Source organism: Paenibacillus sp. FSL H3-0302 (genome assembly GCF_037982245.1).
In the GTDB taxonomy this organism is placed as follows: domain Bacteria; phylum Bacillota; class Bacilli; order Paenibacillales; family Paenibacillaceae; genus Paenibacillus_AQ; species Paenibacillus_AQ odorifer.
On sequence record NZ_CP150284.1, the window covers coordinates 6781726 to 6799192 of the forward strand.

Here is a 17467-nt window from a genome sequence, read left to right on the forward strand (position 1 = left end):
TCTATCCTGCCTTTACGACTGCATCCCGTTTTCGATCCTCTGCAGGAACTCTTCAACGGCACTATAGCCAAGCTGTTTAAGGTACCAATTGTTCGCAGCCGCCTCGATCAGGCCAGCCACGTCGCGGCCAGGCTGAAGCTGAATTTCAATATGCGGAATTTGCACGCCAAGATATTCTGTGAACTGGGGTTCGATTTCGAGCTCATTATTCAAGGAATTCTCCCGCCATGGTGACAACTCGATGTCGAGTACAATTCGTGTCTCTTCCTGAAAAGCTCTACGCCCGTACTGCCGTACAACATTGATCAGACCAATACTGCGCAGCGCTAGGAATTCACGGGTCGTTTCATTATGCGTGCCGAGAAGCGTCGCCGGTCCCAGCTTCTTAAGCACAACTACATCATCGGCCACAAACCGATGGCCTCTTCTAATGAGCGTGTGAGCGGTTTCGCTTTTTCCGATCCCGGACTTGCCTCTTAATAGGACACCTATGCCAGACACGTTCACACACACTCCATGAATTGAAAGTTCTGGCGCCAGCGCCTTCACCAGATAAGTATCAATCTTTGCGATGAACTCTGACGTCGTCTCTTCCGTCCGAAGTAGTGGTATACCTTCTTGGTCGCAGAATAAAGTCAAATAGGGAATCTCCTGCTGACCCGTCGTCACAATAAAACATGGGGGATGATACTTAACGATATTGCCAATATGTAACTTGCGTTGCTCAACGCTTAGCTTTAGCAGATAATTGATTTCTTTACGGCCCAATACTTGTACTCGCTTCATGGGGAAAAAGTCGAAGTAACCCACGAACTCCAGGCCAGGTCTATGTGTCTTAGAGCGAGTGATCTCGCGGTCCATGCAGCTAGCACCCGCAAGCACTTCCAGCTTAAACGTTTCCGTAAGGCTTTGAACGGTAATCGATTTCAATGTTGTTCTCCTCCTGTGGCTACGTATTTTGAATACGTAATACGGTTACCGGGATATATTCAACGACGAATAGAATGATTCCTGCAAAAGAAATAGACAGATCATGAGATATTAACAACTATGTTCCTTCAAGAAAATTAATGAGGTATATCTCCGGTTGCGTGAGAAAATCTGCAAAACTACATAAATCCGCGTACGTCTGATGTTCCACGTCGTAACAGCCTATCAGGCCTTTTTTCTTCGGATTCCACATAAGCAGCAGATCAGAGTAATTATCTATATCGGCTGACAGACGGAGCAGCTTTTGCCGGCCGATTTTTATTTCAATGGTATCAGTTAATGTGAAAAAGTCGATATATCTAATTTCATATTCATTTTGTGTTAGCTCAAGACGCAGTTTTGTTCCAGTAAGAAAGCTAACCAATTCATCAGACAATTTATATTTTCTCAGCTCAAACTTCTTATTCTCGATATCATGAAATTCAGCCGGCTCTAACGATTTCAAAAAGTCAGCCAAAGCTGTATTCTTATTGCTCACAGCAATGGTGTAAGGGCGATCGCCATCTTTTTCCGCCAAGGTAACGTCTGCGCCACGTTCAATCAAATATTGTACCATCGCTTGATTACCCATTCTTGTGGCAACCGTTAACGGAGTGGCTTGATAAGGATAGACCATATCGGAATTGTTGTAATTAATGTCCACCCCATGATCCAATAAATAAGCAACGGTCTTAAGGTCGTGATCTGACACCGCTTTGCGTAATACAGCCCCACCATGCTGCTTAATATCTAATCCTAGCTCATGTATGAGCGGGATATTGTTTTTGTTGCCATAGTAGGCCTGCGAATATGCACCTGACTTGACCTGATTAAGCTTGTCCAGTTTGGCCCCTTGTGCTGCAATATAGCGGACGATATCTTCTTTACAATAGCGAACCGCGAGCAAAAAAGCCGGATTATTCTTCACATTCAGATTTACCCCGTGCTGTACCAGCAGCTTTATGACATCCATTCTCTCTGATATAAGCGCCAAATCTAACGGGGTTAACGTGGTATATTTGCTAAGGACGATGTCCTCTTCAATATCCCAGCCTGCTCTAATGGCAGCCTCTAATTCCGGAATATTTCCTTTGTAAATATGCATGGCCATTTGCGGCAGTTCCTCGAACTTCCCTATATCCTTCAGACGGATCATCTATTATCCACTCCTACTTCAAGTATTATGAAGAGTATAGAGAACCGTATAGTAAAAAACAATCCAAACTAAGGATGTTGTTCTAACAAATAGTCCTCATAATGTTCAGATCGGTGAGATTATTGCTGCTATTTCAAAAAATAAAAAGAAGCTCCGTAAATTCACGAAGCTCCTGTTTACAATTTATGATGGTAAGTAAAGTTGAAGCAGCCTGCTGTTGCCAGCGAGAAAGCTGGCTATATTCCTCTTTACCCTTGGATGTCCCGTCTCGCCTCTTGCTCGGCAAGAATCTCGTTATCTTCCGCGTTATCCCGCGTCACTTTCTGAACGCCAATAGCGCTATAAGAAATCAAGAGAATAACAGCTATGTAATACCCCTTTACATTTAATTCAAATGGAGCATTGTAAAGGCCAATAAAAAACATCGCATACCCGATAATCAAACCCACAAAAGCCATAATTGTGAAGGCCCCTGTGTTTCTCATCCTGTGTTTAGGGTTATCCAAACGAAATTCTTTATCCTCTGTATTGTCCCTAACCACCTTTTGCACAACGATACAGGAAATCGTAATTAACACCATACAAAGCAAATAATACCCTTTTACGTTTAGCTCCCAAGTGTCGTTATACACTCCCAAACAGAATAGAAAAAGTCCTGCCCCCAATGCAAAATACGATGCCCCCGTAAAAGCAGCCGTGTTGCGTTTGCGATATCTCTGATTCATCTGATAATTCCTCTCCCACTACAGACTTGAATGATGATATATCCTTCTCCACTATACCGTGGAACATCGGTAAAATTCTACCATGAATCAGGTTGTTTTAGGGAATTCCAGGAATTTTTTTACTATACAAATATAAAATAACGCAAACACCGAAAGGACGGTCTCAGTCCCATACAATATAGGACGAAAACCGCCTCCCGCGATCTCTGCAACATAAATTAGAAAAATGCTACTGCCTTTCCTGATCCACCAATTGCTGCTGTGCGAGACGAATCATTTCGCGGACCATCGATCCACCAATTTTACCGCCGATCTGGCCCACCGATTCTGTGCTCAAATGACCATTTTGACCGCGCTCCAAAGGGACACCCAGTTCTTTTGCAACTTCGTATTTCACATCATCAGGCCGCTCCGGATCTACATCATACCCCTCGCGCCGCATCACTTCCGCTTTAAAAATTTGCATTCCGCGGCTGGCTCCCGGCACTGCATATTTCCTGTTCCTTCTAGACATCCTTATCCCCTCCCAAACCTGTTTTAAATAACATGCCCGGAAAGCGGAACCTCAACCCTTATTGACTTGCCCCGATTATTTCCAAGCAGGGCGCCGTTGCAACGCGGCATTCGTAGCACGCAAGGTTAAAGCCCAAAATAAAAAAGCCACAGCACTAACAGAAGCTCCAAGCCAACATACCCCGTTCCAGCCATAGTGAGAATATATTTGAGTGGAGGCAATCGATCCGCTAGCACTTCCAATGGAGTAAAAAACCATATACCCTGCGGTGAGCCGACTACGTGCCTCCATGCGCAAGGTAAGTATTATACTTTGATTGGTGACATGCACCGCCTGCACTGCCAAATCAAGCAGAACAATACCAATGACCAATGCCAACAGCGACTGCTCCGTAAAACTGATAAACCACCATGAAATCAACAATAGAAGTAAAGCTATGCCTGTCGTTCTCTGTCCATGACCCTGATCCGCTAGCTTTCCCGCCCGTGCAGCAGCTAATGCTCCCACAATTCCCGCCAGACCAAATGCCCCAATTGCAGTATGTGAAAGTGATAACGGCGGAGCACTAAGAGGCAAGACCACAGAAGTCCACAGAATACTGAAAGCAGTAAAAATCAGCAAAGCCAGAATAGCGCGGATACGCAATACTCTCTCTTGTACAAACAACATAAACACTGAGCTAAGCAGCTGAGCGTATGACAGTGTTTTTACCTCACGTTTCACATTTGGCAACACCCTAAATAATGTACACACCATACAAAGCATTAAAGCAGCAGAAAAAAGGTATACGGAACGCCAACCTGCAAGATCTGTAAGTATTCCTGAAATGGATCGCGCAAGAAGTATTCCAATCACAATTCCACTTGTGACCATGCCTACGACTCGCCCGCGTTCGGCAGGGGCAGCCATTGTCGCCGCGAACGCAACAAGCGTCTGCGTTACAACAGCGAGTAGTCCCACTGAAGCCATACCTACGAATAGTACCGTGCTGGAAGAGGCAGTACCCACGATAATCAAAGCCACCACAGATAATAACATCTGGCCGATAATCAGGCGGCGCTGATTCAGTAAATCTCCTAGTGGCACGAGCAGTAACAGCCCTACTGCATAAAAAATCTGCGTGATAGTAATAAGAATACCAATGGTTGAATAATCAATACCAAATTCTTTCGACAAATGATCAAGCAACGGTTGAGCAAAGTAGATGTTTGCAACCGACATCCCGCAGACAACGGCAAACAAAAGTGTCATATACCGAGGCATCGAGGAAGCATGAATAGAATCAGATGGCGTATGCGTCTCTTGTGACGAAAGCTTTTCTTTAGTCCCCTGCATTTTGGACACACCCTTTCTCTGTTAAATTTAAATCGCAAACACATTTCATACTGATCAGTATGTTATTATGCTCAGTAAATTTATCTTACAAAATGGTGTTTGTCAACATAAATATTTGATGCTACCGACTTTGATTTGACAATATAGACGACTAGTTCTAGTATTATAAAATACTGTTCGGTAATAAATTATTGAAATCAAATATAACGAGGGGTGTTAATAATGGCTCGAACCCGCGAATTTGACGAGGAAAAAGTATTAGAATCAGCTATGGAGCTATTTTGGGAGAAGGGATATGAGGCTACCTCATTAAGCGATTTAACTTCCAGAATGGGCATTCAACGCCCCAGTATATACTCAGCTTTTGGAGACAAAAAAGAATTGTTCGAAGCTGCGCTACGTAAATACACGATGTCCCATGCTTCCCGTGTCCGAGCCCAACTTCAAAGCAATCCATCCGTAAAAAAAGTCTTTCGTAGTTTTTTTGAAGATGTGGTGGCGGAGGAGTATGCAGGCAGTGTGAACCGAGGATGTTTTTGCATCAATACAATGGTTGAGCTAGCACCTCATGATGAGAAATTCGAGATTCTTACAAGAGAACACCAAATGTATCTATCGGTCATATTTCAAGAAACTATTGAACGTGGTATACAATCAGGTGAGCTTAAGGGTGGTGTAAATGCGAAGGCCTTGGCACAGGCACTAATCGTATCGCTAATTGGGCTTACTGTACTCTTGAAATCCCGCCCGGAGCGATCCTTTGTTGATAACGCAATAACAGTGATACTTACTTCGCTTGATTGATTCAGAGTCTTGATTTAAGTCAATGCCCGCCATAGTACTCCTAATTACAATGAAATAAAAGTCCTTTAGGAGGCTATCTTATGGCTATCTCAGAAAAAGACCTATCGAACCAGCGTAAGTCCGCTTTAACAGCTGGAATATCACTGATCATCATGACCCTCGCTTCATTTTTTTCATATGGCTTTGTCCATGGGACTCTTGTTGTGCAAGGCGATGCCCGTGCCACATTTATTAACATTGTATCTTCCAACAATCTTTTCAAAGGGGAAATCTTGGGCTGGATCATCATTATGATTACTGACATTCTGGTCGCCTGGGCGTTTTATGTGTTTCTAGAACCCATCAACCAAAATCTTTCATTACTTGGCGCATGGCTCCGTCTAACCTATTCCGCTATATTGGCAATCTCTATATTAACTTTGATATTTGTGCTGCTGCTCACGGGAAACACAAATGGCTTTTCCTCATTAACAATCGAACAAACTCAAGCATTTATGATGTTATTTCTGGATGCATTTCAATTCATTTGGTCTATGGGGCTGGTCGTTTTTGGCGGGCATTTGTTAATAGTGGGCTATGTGGCTTTAAAATCCGATGTCATTCCTAAAGTAATCAGCATCTTGCTGCTGCTTGCTTCAATAGGCTATATTATCATTCATCTAAGCAAAATGTTTCTCCCACAATATGAGGCAGTCATTACAACACTTAATTTTATTTTTACTATTCCTATGATTGTAGGAGAACTAGGCTTTGGGATATGGCTACTGCTTAGAGGTGGAAAAATCCCCAAAAGTGTATAACGATTTTGCTATTCATCACCGGAATGAACCCGCTTCTTAATTCTACTTAATGACTCTGGCGTAATCCCCAAATAACTGGCTAATTGATGTTGGGGGACACGGGTAAGTAAATGAGGTCTTTTTTGTAACAAGGCTTTGTAACGTTCTTCAGGATTGGAAGCAATAAAGGAAGTCAACTCATCCTGAACCTCACCCAAGTTTTCCTCTACCATTTTGCGTATCATGGTTTCCAGCTGAGCGTGTTTATGGAGCATATCCTGTTCCGCAATAAGATCACCAACCACCAATATGCTGTCTTCTAGGCAGGTTAAGGTGTACGCTGAGGGTCTACTCTCCTGATGCCGATTAAAAATCGAAACCGCTTGCTCTTCCGTATAAAAATTAGATGTGACTTCTTTGCCCGATTCATCTATCGAGGACTGCCTCACACATCCCTTTAACACAAAAAAACATTTTGAGGGAACGTCTCCTTGTCTAAGGAGTACCGTCCCCTTCTTGTATTCCTCAATAGGAATACCTTCAACAATATCCTGCTGTTCCACTTCGTTAAGAGATGTAAATTTACTCATAAACTTATACAATATGCTTTTCATTTATCTCTCCAATCTCATTGCACAACCTCATATAAAGATACCTCTAACGGCTGAATAAAGTGTGACCACTCACCTGTTGTGTACAGCAGAAGCCGATGCATCGCACGCGTACAGGCTGTATAAAAAAGCTTGCGTTCGCTTTCCCGATCATACGTCTGTGTGGAAGCATCATAAATCAGTACGGCGTCGAATTCAACCCCTTTTGCGAGATAAGCGGGAATTACTAAAATGCCCTTCTCAAAAGTGAGCGTCTCCTTCGTAATAAGCCGCAGAGCTTCGCATCCTTGTGACTTTAATTCTTCATAGGCCGCACGGCTTTCAGCTGCAGTCTTGGTAATCACGGCAATAGAGTCAAGCCCTTCAGCCATCAACGCCGCGAGATCTTCTTTAATTCTTATTGCCCGCTCTACGTCGCTACTTGCCTTCACTAGGAACGGCTTCTTACCCTCTCTTTCAAAAGGTACGATCTCCTCATTAGGCAGCAACGCCTTCGTAAACTCCACAATCTGACGAGTTGAACGATAACTTCGAATTAGACGGATCAGGCTCGTTTCATCTTCACCATAAAGCCGGATCAAAGGTGAATCCACCTCGTGCAAATTCGTTGCTTGAGGGAAAATTGCTTGGCCGAAATCGCCGAGCACAGTCATGCGCGCGCGGGGAAACAGCTGTTTGAGAAACGCGTATTGGAACGGCGAATAATCCTGGCCTTCATCGATAAACAGATGCCGAACTTCTGTGTTCATACGAGTACCCTCGACAAGTTCTTTTAAATACAGGAATGGAGTGGCATCCTCGCAAAAGAGTTCATCGCGGCTCAGTTTTTCCTTTGTTTGCTTACAAATTTCCTGCCACTGAGCAGGTACCTCAGTCTCGTTCGTCATATGCCGATAACTGGCGTCGGCACTAAACAACTGATCGTATAACCCAATCGTATCTATGAACTTGAACCGTTTGACATCGCGTCTCAGCGGTGTAAAGTGCTCCTTCACAATCATGCGGCGCAGCAGTTCTTCTTCCTGCAGACCAAAGTCAAAAACATTCTCTTCCCCTTGGTCCTGATTAGGAAAATCCCCATAGTTCTCAAGATACTGAGTCGTAAAATCAAAGACGGCTTCCTCCCGCCGATACTTCTTAAGTATCTCACTGTAGGCTTCGGCATACTGATCGGTATCGAGGTAATCGAGTTCATCTTGAACCCAGAATGCCTCCTGTTCCTGACGCTCCAGCGAAGCCAACTGACGCAGTAGCCATTCACGCAATAAAACGATGCGGTTAGCCAAACGGATGGAGCTATCATAGCTGTAAAATTGCGATTTCATCTGCTCCGCAGTAATCAACTCGCGGTCCCGAAAACGGATACTATGAAACAACATCCCTTCCTGCCCTAACCACAACGCATAGTTTTGCAAAGCATGCAGAAAAGCTTCTGAAGCTTTATACTGCATTCCAGTTAGCCGTGCTTCATACTCTGGAGAAGCTTTGGACGTCAGTACATATTCAATCTGCTCGAACGGGTCCTCTAGACGAAGCGTAGATCCAAGCCAATAATCAATATACTCCTGAAAGGTTGTTTGCTGCATATTCTCCTCGCCAAGCTCGGGAAGCACCGTAGATACATAACTGTTAAACATCGGATTAGGCGAAAAAAGAACAATCTGATCCGCTTTGAGCCTATCGCGGTGTTTATATAGCAAATAGGCTACCCGTTGCAGCGCTGCGGATGTTTTTCCGCTGCCCGCCGCTCCCTGCACAATGAGCATACGGCTACTATCGTTGCGGATAATAGCGTTCTGTTCCTTCTGAATAGTCGCCACGATGCTCTTCATTTGTGAATCCGCACCCTTACCAAGCACCTGCTGAAGTAATTCATCACCGATCGTTAAGCTCGTATCGAACACGTTCTGAAGCTGACCCTGACGGATCTGGTATTGCCGCTTCAGCATCAATGTTCCTGAGATTTGTCCTCCCGGTGTATCGTAAGTGGCGGGGCCTGGCGAATGGTCATAATACATACTTGCAATAGGTGTCCGCCAGTCATATACCAGAAAGTTTACACCTTCTGCATCGATGAAAGACGCCACCCCGATATAGATTTGCTCACTGGAGTTCAACCCATCTTCTTGAAAGTCCATTCGTCCAAAATAGGGTGACGGCAGCAGCCGTTTCATGTTTTTATAACGCAGCAGCCGTTGGCGGTGGCTACGTTCCCGTTCAGACAACAACGCTTCTTGCTGTTTTATACTGTAAAAGGTCTCCTCGAAATCCTCATGTGTGCTCGTATTGACCGTAACTTCCTCCCAAAACTGCTTGCGGATGTCCGTCACCTGTTCACGTAATCCTGTCACTTCCGGTTCCAGCTCGCCAATCTTTGATTGCAATTCTTCCGTGACCGAATCTAGCCGTTTCTGTTCTCCCTGCCAATCTTTTTCGTTTAACATTTTTACTAACACGCTCCTTTTCAAGGTTGTTATCAAGAAGCAAAAATACAAATTTGACAAACTGCCAATCCGCGTGGTATTATTAATGTATAAATAAGATGTAATAAATCTGTCTGAAATACGCAGATTAACAGTGGTCTTCTCATAATATCACGTTATTTCATGGCGCGCAAATTATATATTAAGAAGAACCGGCAGCTCATGCCGGTTCTTCTTTTTTATTCCTTTCTGCAAAGAGTAGCCGTTCTCCCTAAGTATCCATTTCCCTAGCAAAAGGGTTGCTGCCTTTTGTTTCTGGTCTGCCTAACGGACCGAGGTGACTTTATTTACTGATTTTCAGCCTTTAAAGCAGACTTTCGGACTCCAGTGCAGCTATTCTTTATCCTGAACTTCATTCTAGGCGTGTTTTAGGCTAATAGCGACTATGAGGTCCGTTAGTATTCCAAAAGTGCGATAATGCTGCTATTAGGGTCAACTGTGTCCGATAGCGGCTTCACCCGCGGATGAGCCCAATTAAACAGGGAGACCTAACAGCCATTTGATGACTGTTAGGTCTCCCTTATTCTGTAGCTTATTTGTTTGCCAAGAAAGCATCGATTTGAGTTTGTAGTTCGGTTTGGATTTTATCAATGCCCGCGGATTTCAGTTGCTTGTTCAGATCTTCAAGACCTTTGTCGATATCTTTGATTACGCCGTATTCGAGCGGAATCGCATAACGGAGCATTACGTTACCAACATTGGCAATTTCCGTTTTCACTTTGCTGTTATCAAATACAAAGGTTTCCAGCGCGTAGTGATAGACATTTGCTTCCCAGCCTTTAGCCAGATCGTTTGCTTCTTGCGGGAATGCTTCATTGTCACGGTTAAGTGGCGAGTTGAAGTTCCAGTTAGAGAAGCCAGTATAGTTCGGATTCTTTTCAAGAGCTTTATATTTGTCATCGCCAACCGCTTCGTAATGTACACCGCTAAGGCCGTACATCATCAGGTCGTGCAGTTCTTTATCATTTTGCATCAGATCGAGGAACATCAAGGAACGTTCCACATTTCTGGAAGTAGCGTGGATCGAAGTACCGTTTTGGGTGGAAATCGCCACTGATTTCTTCTTGCCTTGGTTGATGTCAGCCAATGCTACTTCATAAGGGGAATTCTCTTGGCGCATCAAAGCCATAAGTGCTCCAAGTGTTCCGTTGTTGTGCGTAATCGATGCTGTTTTGCCTGCTTTAAAATCGGCCTGATGATCATTTTTACTGTTTAGAACGTTTTTCGACCATGCATTGTTATCAGCGAGATCTTTGTAATATACAAGTAGATCTTTAAACTCTTGCGTTTCATATACGTTAAATACTTGCCCTTTTTCATCCGTCAATTTGAAAGCAAACGGAAGGTCGAGATCAAACATATTCCATTCGTTTTGTTGCTTCAGCAATACACGGTCCAAATTATGATATTTCCAGTCTCCTGTTTCCGGAGTGAACGGTGTAATTCCTTTTTCGTTTTGTGCTATGGTTTTCAAGTAAGTGGCATACGCTTCTGGGCTGTTGATCTCCGGAAGATTGTATTTCTTACGCAAATCCTCGCGGTACAAAATCAGTTTTTCAACGGATTCCCCTCTGTTTTGCGGAACCATATACAGTTTGCCGTTTACCTTAGCTTGATCCCAGCTCACATCAGACATAGCTGCTAAAGTCTGCGGCATATATTTGGTAAGCAGCTCATCGGTCAATTCCAGAAATCCGCCCTTCAGCGCCTGGTCATTGTAACCAGCCCAGTTTGCCGAATAGATGAGGTCAAAATCCTCATTAGCTGCCAGCTTCAGCGGATATTTTTGTGCCCAGTCCGACCAATCCAGAAACTCGCCCTCTACAGTAGCATTGATTTTTTCTTTCAGCTTTTTATTAATCTCAGCAAAAACGCTATCATAGTCTATCGGTTTAGGGCCAACAAAAATCATTTTCAGCTTCACTTCTTTAGAGGTATCAAGGGTGTCTGAGGTAGTTGCAGGTTCTGAGGTGTTCGTAGTGTCGCTTCCTCCCTCTGACGCATTATTTGTAGCCTGTGCAGACGTATTAGCATTGTTATTGCCACCACCACATGCACTTAGAATCATTACGAAGGTTAAAACGAGCGCTAGCATCATCAATCTATTTCTCTTCAGCATCTCAAGCCTTCCCCCTTGTGTTTAATTATATTGATAAACCGAGTTTCCCCGGGTTCATCCTTTCACAGCACCAATCGTCAAACCTTGTACAAAATACCTCTGCACGAATGGATAAGCCAGCAAAATCGGGCCAGTGGCCACAACTGTCATCGCCATTTTCAAGCTCTCGGTTGGGATCGATGTCGTTACGACTGCCCCTGCACCCATCATCGCTTTGCGCATGCCATCCATATTGCCTAGCATTTTATACAAATAATATTGGAGCGGCATCAAGTTTTCATTCGATACAAACAGCAATGCATTGTACCAGTCATTCCAGTAGGCCAGCGCTAGAAACAATCCAATGGTAGCTAACGCCGGCTTGGACAGCGGCAGGATTAGACGAGCATAGATCTTAAAGTCGCCTGCGCCGTCAATTTTTGCTGATTCTACAATTGCTTCCGGAATGCTGCCCATAAAAGACTTCATAACAATGATATAAAAGACATTGAGCATCATCGGAACCACTAAGGCCATCAGCGTATCCTTCATATGAAGGTAGTTGACCATAAGCAGATACCACGGAACCAAACCGCCGCTAAACAAAGTCGTAAAGAAAAAGAAGAATGAAAATTTATTGCGCCACTTAAAATCTTTTCGGGATAGCGCATAAGCAGTCATCGAAGTCAGAAACAAGCCAAGCACCGTGCCGAGTATAGTAACTCCTATTGTCACTATATAGGCTTGAATCATCTGTTCGGGATACTTAAACAAAATGCTGTAGGCCTCAGTTGAGAAGGCAGTCGGTATAAATTGATAACCATCCGTTAGGATTTTGGATTCTTCCGTAAAGGATGAAGATACGACAAGTATAAAAGGAAAAATACATAAAACTGAGAGAAAAATCAGGGATACATAACCAATACCTGAAAATATTTTACGATCAAGCTGCTTCATATCGTTACCTCCATTATGAAAGACTTAACTCCTGATACGATTAGAACAGAGCGCGGTCTTTGTCGTATTTACGGACAGCATAGTTCACTGACATGATCGTCGCGAAGCCAAGAACGGACTGGAAAACACCAGCTGCAGCTGACATGCCGATATCATTCGAAGTAATCAGTGACCTAAATACGAAAGTGTCGATAACGTCTGTCGAGGAGAACAACAAGCCGTTGTTGCCGATCATGTTATAGAACATCCCGAAATCACCACGGAAAATGTTCCCGACTGCCAGCAGCACCAGAATAATAATCGTTGGATACAAATTCGGAATGGTTACTTTCATAATTCGCTGAAAAATATTAGCCCCATCGATTTCGGCTGCTTCATACATTTCTGTATCTATCCCCGTAATCGCGGCCAAGTACATCACCGTTCCGTATCCGAGACTTTTCCAGGCAGAAACTATAACCAGAATATACGGCCAATAGGAAGGTGTATTATAAATATCGACAGGCTGGAGTCCGATACCTCTGAGCAAAGCATTCACGGTGCCAATATCATAATTGAGCAGGTTATAAGCAATCGCTCCGACAACGACCCATGAGATAAAGTAAGGCAGGAACAACGCCGATTGTGTGATTTTGCGGAACCATTTACCACCGACCTCAAACAACATAATCGCTGCAAAAATTTGCAAACTGTTATTGACGACGATAAACGCAATGTTATATAGTGCTGTATTTCGTGTTACCCGCCAAGCATCGCCTGATTCAAAGAAAAAGCGGAAGTTGTCGAGCCCGTTCCAGGCACTTCCAAAAATACCGCCCGCATAATCGTAATGCTTGAAGGCAATAATAATGCCCGCCATCGGGACATAGGCAAACAGAAGGAAAAAAGCAACCGCCGGAGCCAGCATCAGCAAGAGAACCCTATAATTCTTTAAATCGCTCCAAAATGTATGCCCTTTCATCTTTGCACCCCTCTCTTCTCTATATCTCTTATTATAAAAGGGCGAAGGCGCCTAGATAATTCAGCGAAACAACTAAACATAATACTAATTCAACGATTCGACAAAAAAAGGTTAGCCGGCAGACCAAAAACACCCGGCAGCGATTCTCCAATAACCGAAAAATCATCGCCGGGTTTTCATTTTCACCGCTTTTTTGTTAGATTTTATTTTTCTTCCGGTACTCTCCGGGCGACATGCCCATGCATTGCTTGAACTGTCTGTTGAAATAAATAATATTTTTATATCCGGCTTGTTCCGCAATCTCATACACTTTCTTAGTCGGATCTTCGAGCAGCTCACATACCCGTTTCATCCGTAATTCACTTAAAAAATCGCTGAATAAACTGTTGGTTTCAACCTTGAATAAATGACCGAGATAGTTAGGCGTAAAATCGAAATGGGCGGCCACTTCGTTCAGCGTTATTTTTTGATCTAATCTTTCCTTCACATATTCCGTGATTTCATCAATTAACTTCCGCTTTTGTCTTTGCCGTTTCAAATAAAGCAGCTCCGACAACTCAAAAAATCTTCTTCTCAGCCAAGAGAGAATATCATGCACCGTTTCAAACTGAAACAGCACAAAGGGATGATGTGAATCCCAATTCAAAATCTCGTATAGATGCTCGTTCATTTGCTGCAGATCGGCATGAAGCTTGGAGGTAATTCGAATAATGATATCGTAGATGTCATTTTTCTGGGAGAGCGGACTGTCCCCGGCAAACAGCTGCAGCAAACAATCATCAATGGTGGTAAGGTCGTAATCAAGCATCGCTTTAAGCATCCGGTCCACAATAACCTCTAAATCTGAGGCGATTTTTTCCTTCGGGCTCCATTCCGAGGCATCTTGGATGATTCTATTTTTCCCAACAATCCATTTAATACTTAAAGCAGCCTGAGCCTGCCGATAGGAATCATGCAGCTTACCCAGTTCTGTTGTGTACATCCCTCTTCCAATCGTAATTGAACAGGAAAACTCCTGATAGAATGACCGAATGAGCTCTTCCATCAAAGTGGTAAAATATTGTTCCTGAACCGCAGCAAGGATCACAAAATGATAGTCATAGGTTGTGATGACCATGCCTAAATTTTGATCTTGCGCGAACTTCCGGATAAACTGATTAGCTGTGCTGCTCCATAAACTCCGCTCTTCTTCCGTCCAAGTTTGGATTTTCCGTGCCATATCGTCGATCTCGACGATGGCAACCGCCGACGCGCCTTGTAAGTAAGACGTAAGAACGTTGTGAATATGCGTCTCTACCTGCCCCGGGGCAGTCTCATTAAACCAGCGCAGCAGCAGCTCCTGATTCACAAGCGTCAGTGTTTCCGATAAGGAAATATGCTGCTTCCTCTCCTTCTCAATCTTGGCGCAGAGTTCAGTCAGCGTCTTATTTAACTCGTCATCATCGACGGGTTTAAGCAAATAACCGGAGGCATTTAATTGAATGGCCTCTTTGGCATAGTTGAAATCCTGATGTCCGCTAATAAAAAGCAGATGGACCTCAGGGTTAATCTCCTTCGCTTTCCGGGCAAATTCCACGCCCGACATAATCGGCATGCGGATATCGGAGAGAATGATGTCAATGCGGTGCTGCTCCATCATTTTTAAAGCGGAAAAACCGCTAGTTGCCGTTCTCACGCTATGCAAAGGCAAATGATCACTGCCCGCCACCCGCCGTCTAAGCCATTCCAAATCGATCACTTCATCATCCACCAGCAGAACGTTGATCTCCATCGCCATACTATTTACTCCCCCATAACTTCCCGGATTTCCGCATTATCCACCGGTAAGATAATTTGAACGGTCGTTCCTGCCCCAAAGTAACTGCCGATATGAATGCCGAAATCATGGCCGTATCTCAGCTTGATTCGTTCCTCCACGTTTCTCAGTCCATAGCTGCTCGAATGGAATGAGCTTGAACGCATATTTCGCAGTGTCTCCGCCCGCATACCAATTCCGTTATCGATGACCTTGAGCTCGATGCGTTCACCCAGCCGTTTTCCGGTAATCCGGATCGCAATCGTCTCCCCAAACCAAGCATGCTTGAATATATTTTCTACAAATGGCTGCAAAATCAGCTTGATGATAGGAACCTGTAAAATATCAGGATCAATATCATAATAAACCTCAAACGCATCGGCATACTTTACCCTCTGAATTTCAAGGTACATCCTTACCTGCTCCAGCTCTTTTTCAAGAGAGATATAGACATGTCCTTCATTCAAGGTGAGGCGATAGAATTTAGAAAGACCTTGTACCATCTGTGTAACCTTCTCAACTTCGCCCAAATTGGCTAAGCTGCCAATGGTCGACAATGTATTGTATAAAAAATGCGGACTGATCTGAGCTTGAAGCACATCCAGTTCTGCTTGCTTTTTCTGAATCCCTTGCTCATAGACGTTCTGGATCAGGTCCTGGATACTAGTCGCCATCTGATTAAAACTATTAGCAATGTAGACAAATTCATCATTCCCGGCAAACCCAATTCTTTTATAAAAATTCCCTTCCTGAAAGGACCGGACCAAATATACGATCCGTTTAATTTTTTTGCCTGATATGCGGGCAACGAGGAAGCCGATCACCGCCATGACTAAAAAGCTGATCAAACAAACCGTGGTGATCACCTTCTGCATTCGGCTAGCATCTTTATTCAAATAGGCATGCGGCACCCGTACCTCGATAGCATAGTCAGACAACGGAATATCTTCACTAATGATCAGATAAGCGTCTTGCTTCGCATGTTCATCGACAATACCTTGTTCATAAAGCGTTAATCCACTAACCCGATCCACTAGACGAAGGTCTATACCCTGTTCAATCGGAAAGGTATCGAAATTGCCAAAAAGCTCGTCAATTCTCGCCGTGACGCGAATATAACCAATAATCGATGGGCCTCCCTTAGAAGAAACCAGCTTGCGGAAATACGAAATATTGCTTAGTTCACTGTCGCTGTCCGCCTGAAGCCACAAGCTGTCTTTGTTATTGGCAACAATCGACTTGAACCATTCCTTATCTTCAATAACCTGATCAGAAAGAATATAATAATCGCTTCTACCGATAGGTACAGACATATCATCACCGGGGATTTCAAGCATCGTCTCATTCGCGGTATAGAGCACAAGTCTCAGATTGTTCCCATACAATTGCAGAGGGGCTTTCATATAAGGAACGATATCATCCCTCATTTTGAGCATGTTTTCCAATGCATCTCCCCTAAACTGCAGAGCATTCTGAAAATTCGTATTGAGAAACAGCGAGTTAGTCATTCGTTTGATTTCATCTGTCTGATATTCGATATTGTTCCTCGTCTGCTTCAAAGCTGTCCGGACATTCGTTTCCGCCATTTCCGTTCTGGACTCTACGAGCATCGTATAAGCTATATAACCCACCAATACATCTGTCAGCAATACTAGAATGAGGTACGGTATCATCATCTTATAGGTGAACGGAATATACTTTTTACTGAATAAAAACCTCTCCATACCCATGCTCCCTTGTATCCGAGTTAATGCTAACGTTGTTTTCATCCATTCTACAATGGAATGAAAGCGGTTACTAGGTATTGTGTTTGGAAAATGGGCTTTAGAGCAACACCCTGTTTTCCAATATATTTTTCAGACTGATATGAGATTTTGAAGGTCCAAACTTTATAAGGTTGTCTTGGAATTCAGCTAACTCCTCAATCGACGCGGTTTGCACCTTTATGAGGTAATTATATTCTCCGCTAATCCGATATAAATCGGTAACTTCCATAGCATATTTGCAAAAATCCGTAATCTCTTGGCAATGTTCTGTTTTTAATAGAATAAACGTAGTTGTGCCCCGATCCAGATCTCGTAGATTAAAAGCTGTATGATACCCAGAAATGATATTCCTTTCCTCCAGCTTGATCATTCGTTCTTTAACAGAGGGTTGTGACATCGAAACCTCTTTACTGATTTGTGAAATGGACATTCGGGCATTGTACTGAAGTAATTGCATAATCTTTTTATCAATGTCATCCACAAGTTGTTCCATAGCAAGCGCCTCCTAAACTCA

At 43.5% G+C, this 17467-nt stretch carries 15 protein-coding genes and 1 pseudogene; 2 read left to right on the top strand and 14 right to left on the bottom strand.

The features are described 5' to 3' along the window. Positions 1-12 precede the first annotated feature (12 nt). The 6 genes and pseudogenes from hprK to MHH50_RS30185 form a co-directional block, all read right to left on the bottom strand. Positions 13-930 (bottom strand): HPr(Ser) kinase/phosphatase, encoded by a 918-nt coding sequence (gene hprK / locus MHH50_RS30160; RefSeq protein WP_076124211.1) that lies wholly within the window; start codon positions 928-930, stop codon positions 13-15. Between the two features lie 118 nt (positions 931-1048). After that, a complete protein-coding gene (locus MHH50_RS30165; RefSeq protein WP_076307577.1) occupies positions 1049-2125 on the bottom strand; it encodes an ankyrin repeat domain-containing protein in 1077 nt (358 codons plus the stop codon). A gap of 248 nt (positions 2126-2373) precedes the next feature. Continuing rightward, positions 2374-2610, bottom strand: coding sequence for a YiaA/YiaB family inner membrane protein (locus MHH50_RS30170; RefSeq protein WP_305953524.1), 237 nt, complete (start codon positions 2608-2610; stop codon positions 2374-2376). A 27-nt stretch (positions 2611-2637) separates the two neighbouring features. Next, a pseudogene (locus MHH50_RS30175) lies at positions 2638-2850 on the bottom strand (YiaA/YiaB family inner membrane protein); the annotation flags it as partial. 229 nt (positions 2851-3079) lie between these two features. Then, the gene (locus MHH50_RS30180) at positions 3080-3364 is read right to left on the bottom strand and encodes an alpha/beta-type small acid-soluble spore protein (protein ID WP_076179251.1); all 285 of its coding nucleotides are present in this window, start codon (positions 3362-3364) and stop codon (positions 3080-3082) included. Positions 3365-3439: 75 nt separating this feature from the next. Next, positions 3440-4627 carry an MFS transporter gene (locus MHH50_RS30185; RefSeq protein WP_076307620.1) on the bottom strand — a complete coding sequence of 396 codons (1188 nt, stop codon included), beginning with the start codon at positions 4625-4627 and terminating at the stop codon, positions 3440-3442. A 294-nt stretch (positions 4628-4921) separates the two neighbouring features. On the opposite strand from MHH50_RS30185, the gene MHH50_RS30190 reads away from it, so the two are divergent. Beyond that, positions 4922-5503, top strand: coding sequence for a TetR/AcrR family transcriptional regulator (locus MHH50_RS30190; protein WP_076307578.1), 582 nt, complete (start codon positions 4922-4924; stop codon positions 5501-5503). A gap of 80 nt (positions 5504-5583) precedes the next feature. After that, positions 5584-6303 (top strand): DUF4386 domain-containing protein, encoded by a 720-nt coding sequence (locus tag MHH50_RS30195; RefSeq protein ID WP_076179253.1) that lies wholly within the window; start codon positions 5584-5586, stop codon positions 6301-6303. An 8-nt stretch (positions 6304-6311) separates the two neighbouring features. Here the strand turns inward: MHH50_RS30195 and MHH50_RS30200 are convergent, their stop codons facing one another. The 8 genes from MHH50_RS30200 to MHH50_RS30235 form a co-directional block, all read right to left on the bottom strand. Next, positions 6312-6896: a Crp/Fnr family transcriptional regulator gene (locus MHH50_RS30200; RefSeq protein WP_076179254.1), complete on the bottom strand. Its 585-nt coding sequence runs from the start codon at positions 6894-6896 to the stop codon at positions 6312-6314. A gap of 14 nt (positions 6897-6910) precedes the next feature. Then, positions 6911-9337: an RNA polymerase recycling motor HelD gene (helD, locus tag MHH50_RS30205; protein ID WP_076307579.1), complete on the bottom strand. Its 2427-nt coding sequence runs from the start codon at positions 9335-9337 to the stop codon at positions 6911-6913. A gap of 571 nt (positions 9338-9908) precedes the next feature. Further along, the gene (locus MHH50_RS30210) at positions 9909-11495 is read right to left on the bottom strand and encodes an ABC transporter substrate-binding protein (protein WP_076132834.1); all 1587 of its coding nucleotides are present in this window, start codon (positions 11493-11495) and stop codon (positions 9909-9911) included. Between the two features lie 54 nt (positions 11496-11549). Beyond that, complete coding sequence (locus MHH50_RS30215) at positions 11550-12431, bottom strand: carbohydrate ABC transporter permease (RefSeq protein ID WP_076124225.1); 882 nt, start codon at positions 12429-12431, stop codon at positions 11550-11552. Positions 12432-12471: 40 nt separating this feature from the next. Beyond that, complete coding sequence (locus tag MHH50_RS30220) at positions 12472-13392, bottom strand: ABC transporter permease subunit (RefSeq protein WP_036682339.1); 921 nt, start codon at positions 13390-13392, stop codon at positions 12472-12474. A 196-nt stretch (positions 13393-13588) separates the two neighbouring features. Beyond that, positions 13589-15169: a response regulator gene (locus tag MHH50_RS30225; RefSeq protein ID WP_305953987.1), complete on the bottom strand. Its 1581-nt coding sequence runs from the start codon at positions 15167-15169 to the stop codon at positions 13589-13591. 5 nt (positions 15170-15174) lie between these two features. Beyond that, on the bottom strand, positions 15175-16911 hold the full coding sequence (locus MHH50_RS30230) for a histidine kinase (protein WP_076191558.1): 1737 nt from the start codon (positions 16909-16911) through the stop codon (positions 15175-15177). Positions 16912-17011: 100 nt separating this feature from the next. Next, the gene (locus MHH50_RS30235) at positions 17012-17446 is read right to left on the bottom strand and encodes an Lrp/AsnC family transcriptional regulator (RefSeq protein ID WP_076191556.1); all 435 of its coding nucleotides are present in this window, start codon (positions 17444-17446) and stop codon (positions 17012-17014) included. Positions 17447-17467: the final 21 nt, after the last annotated feature.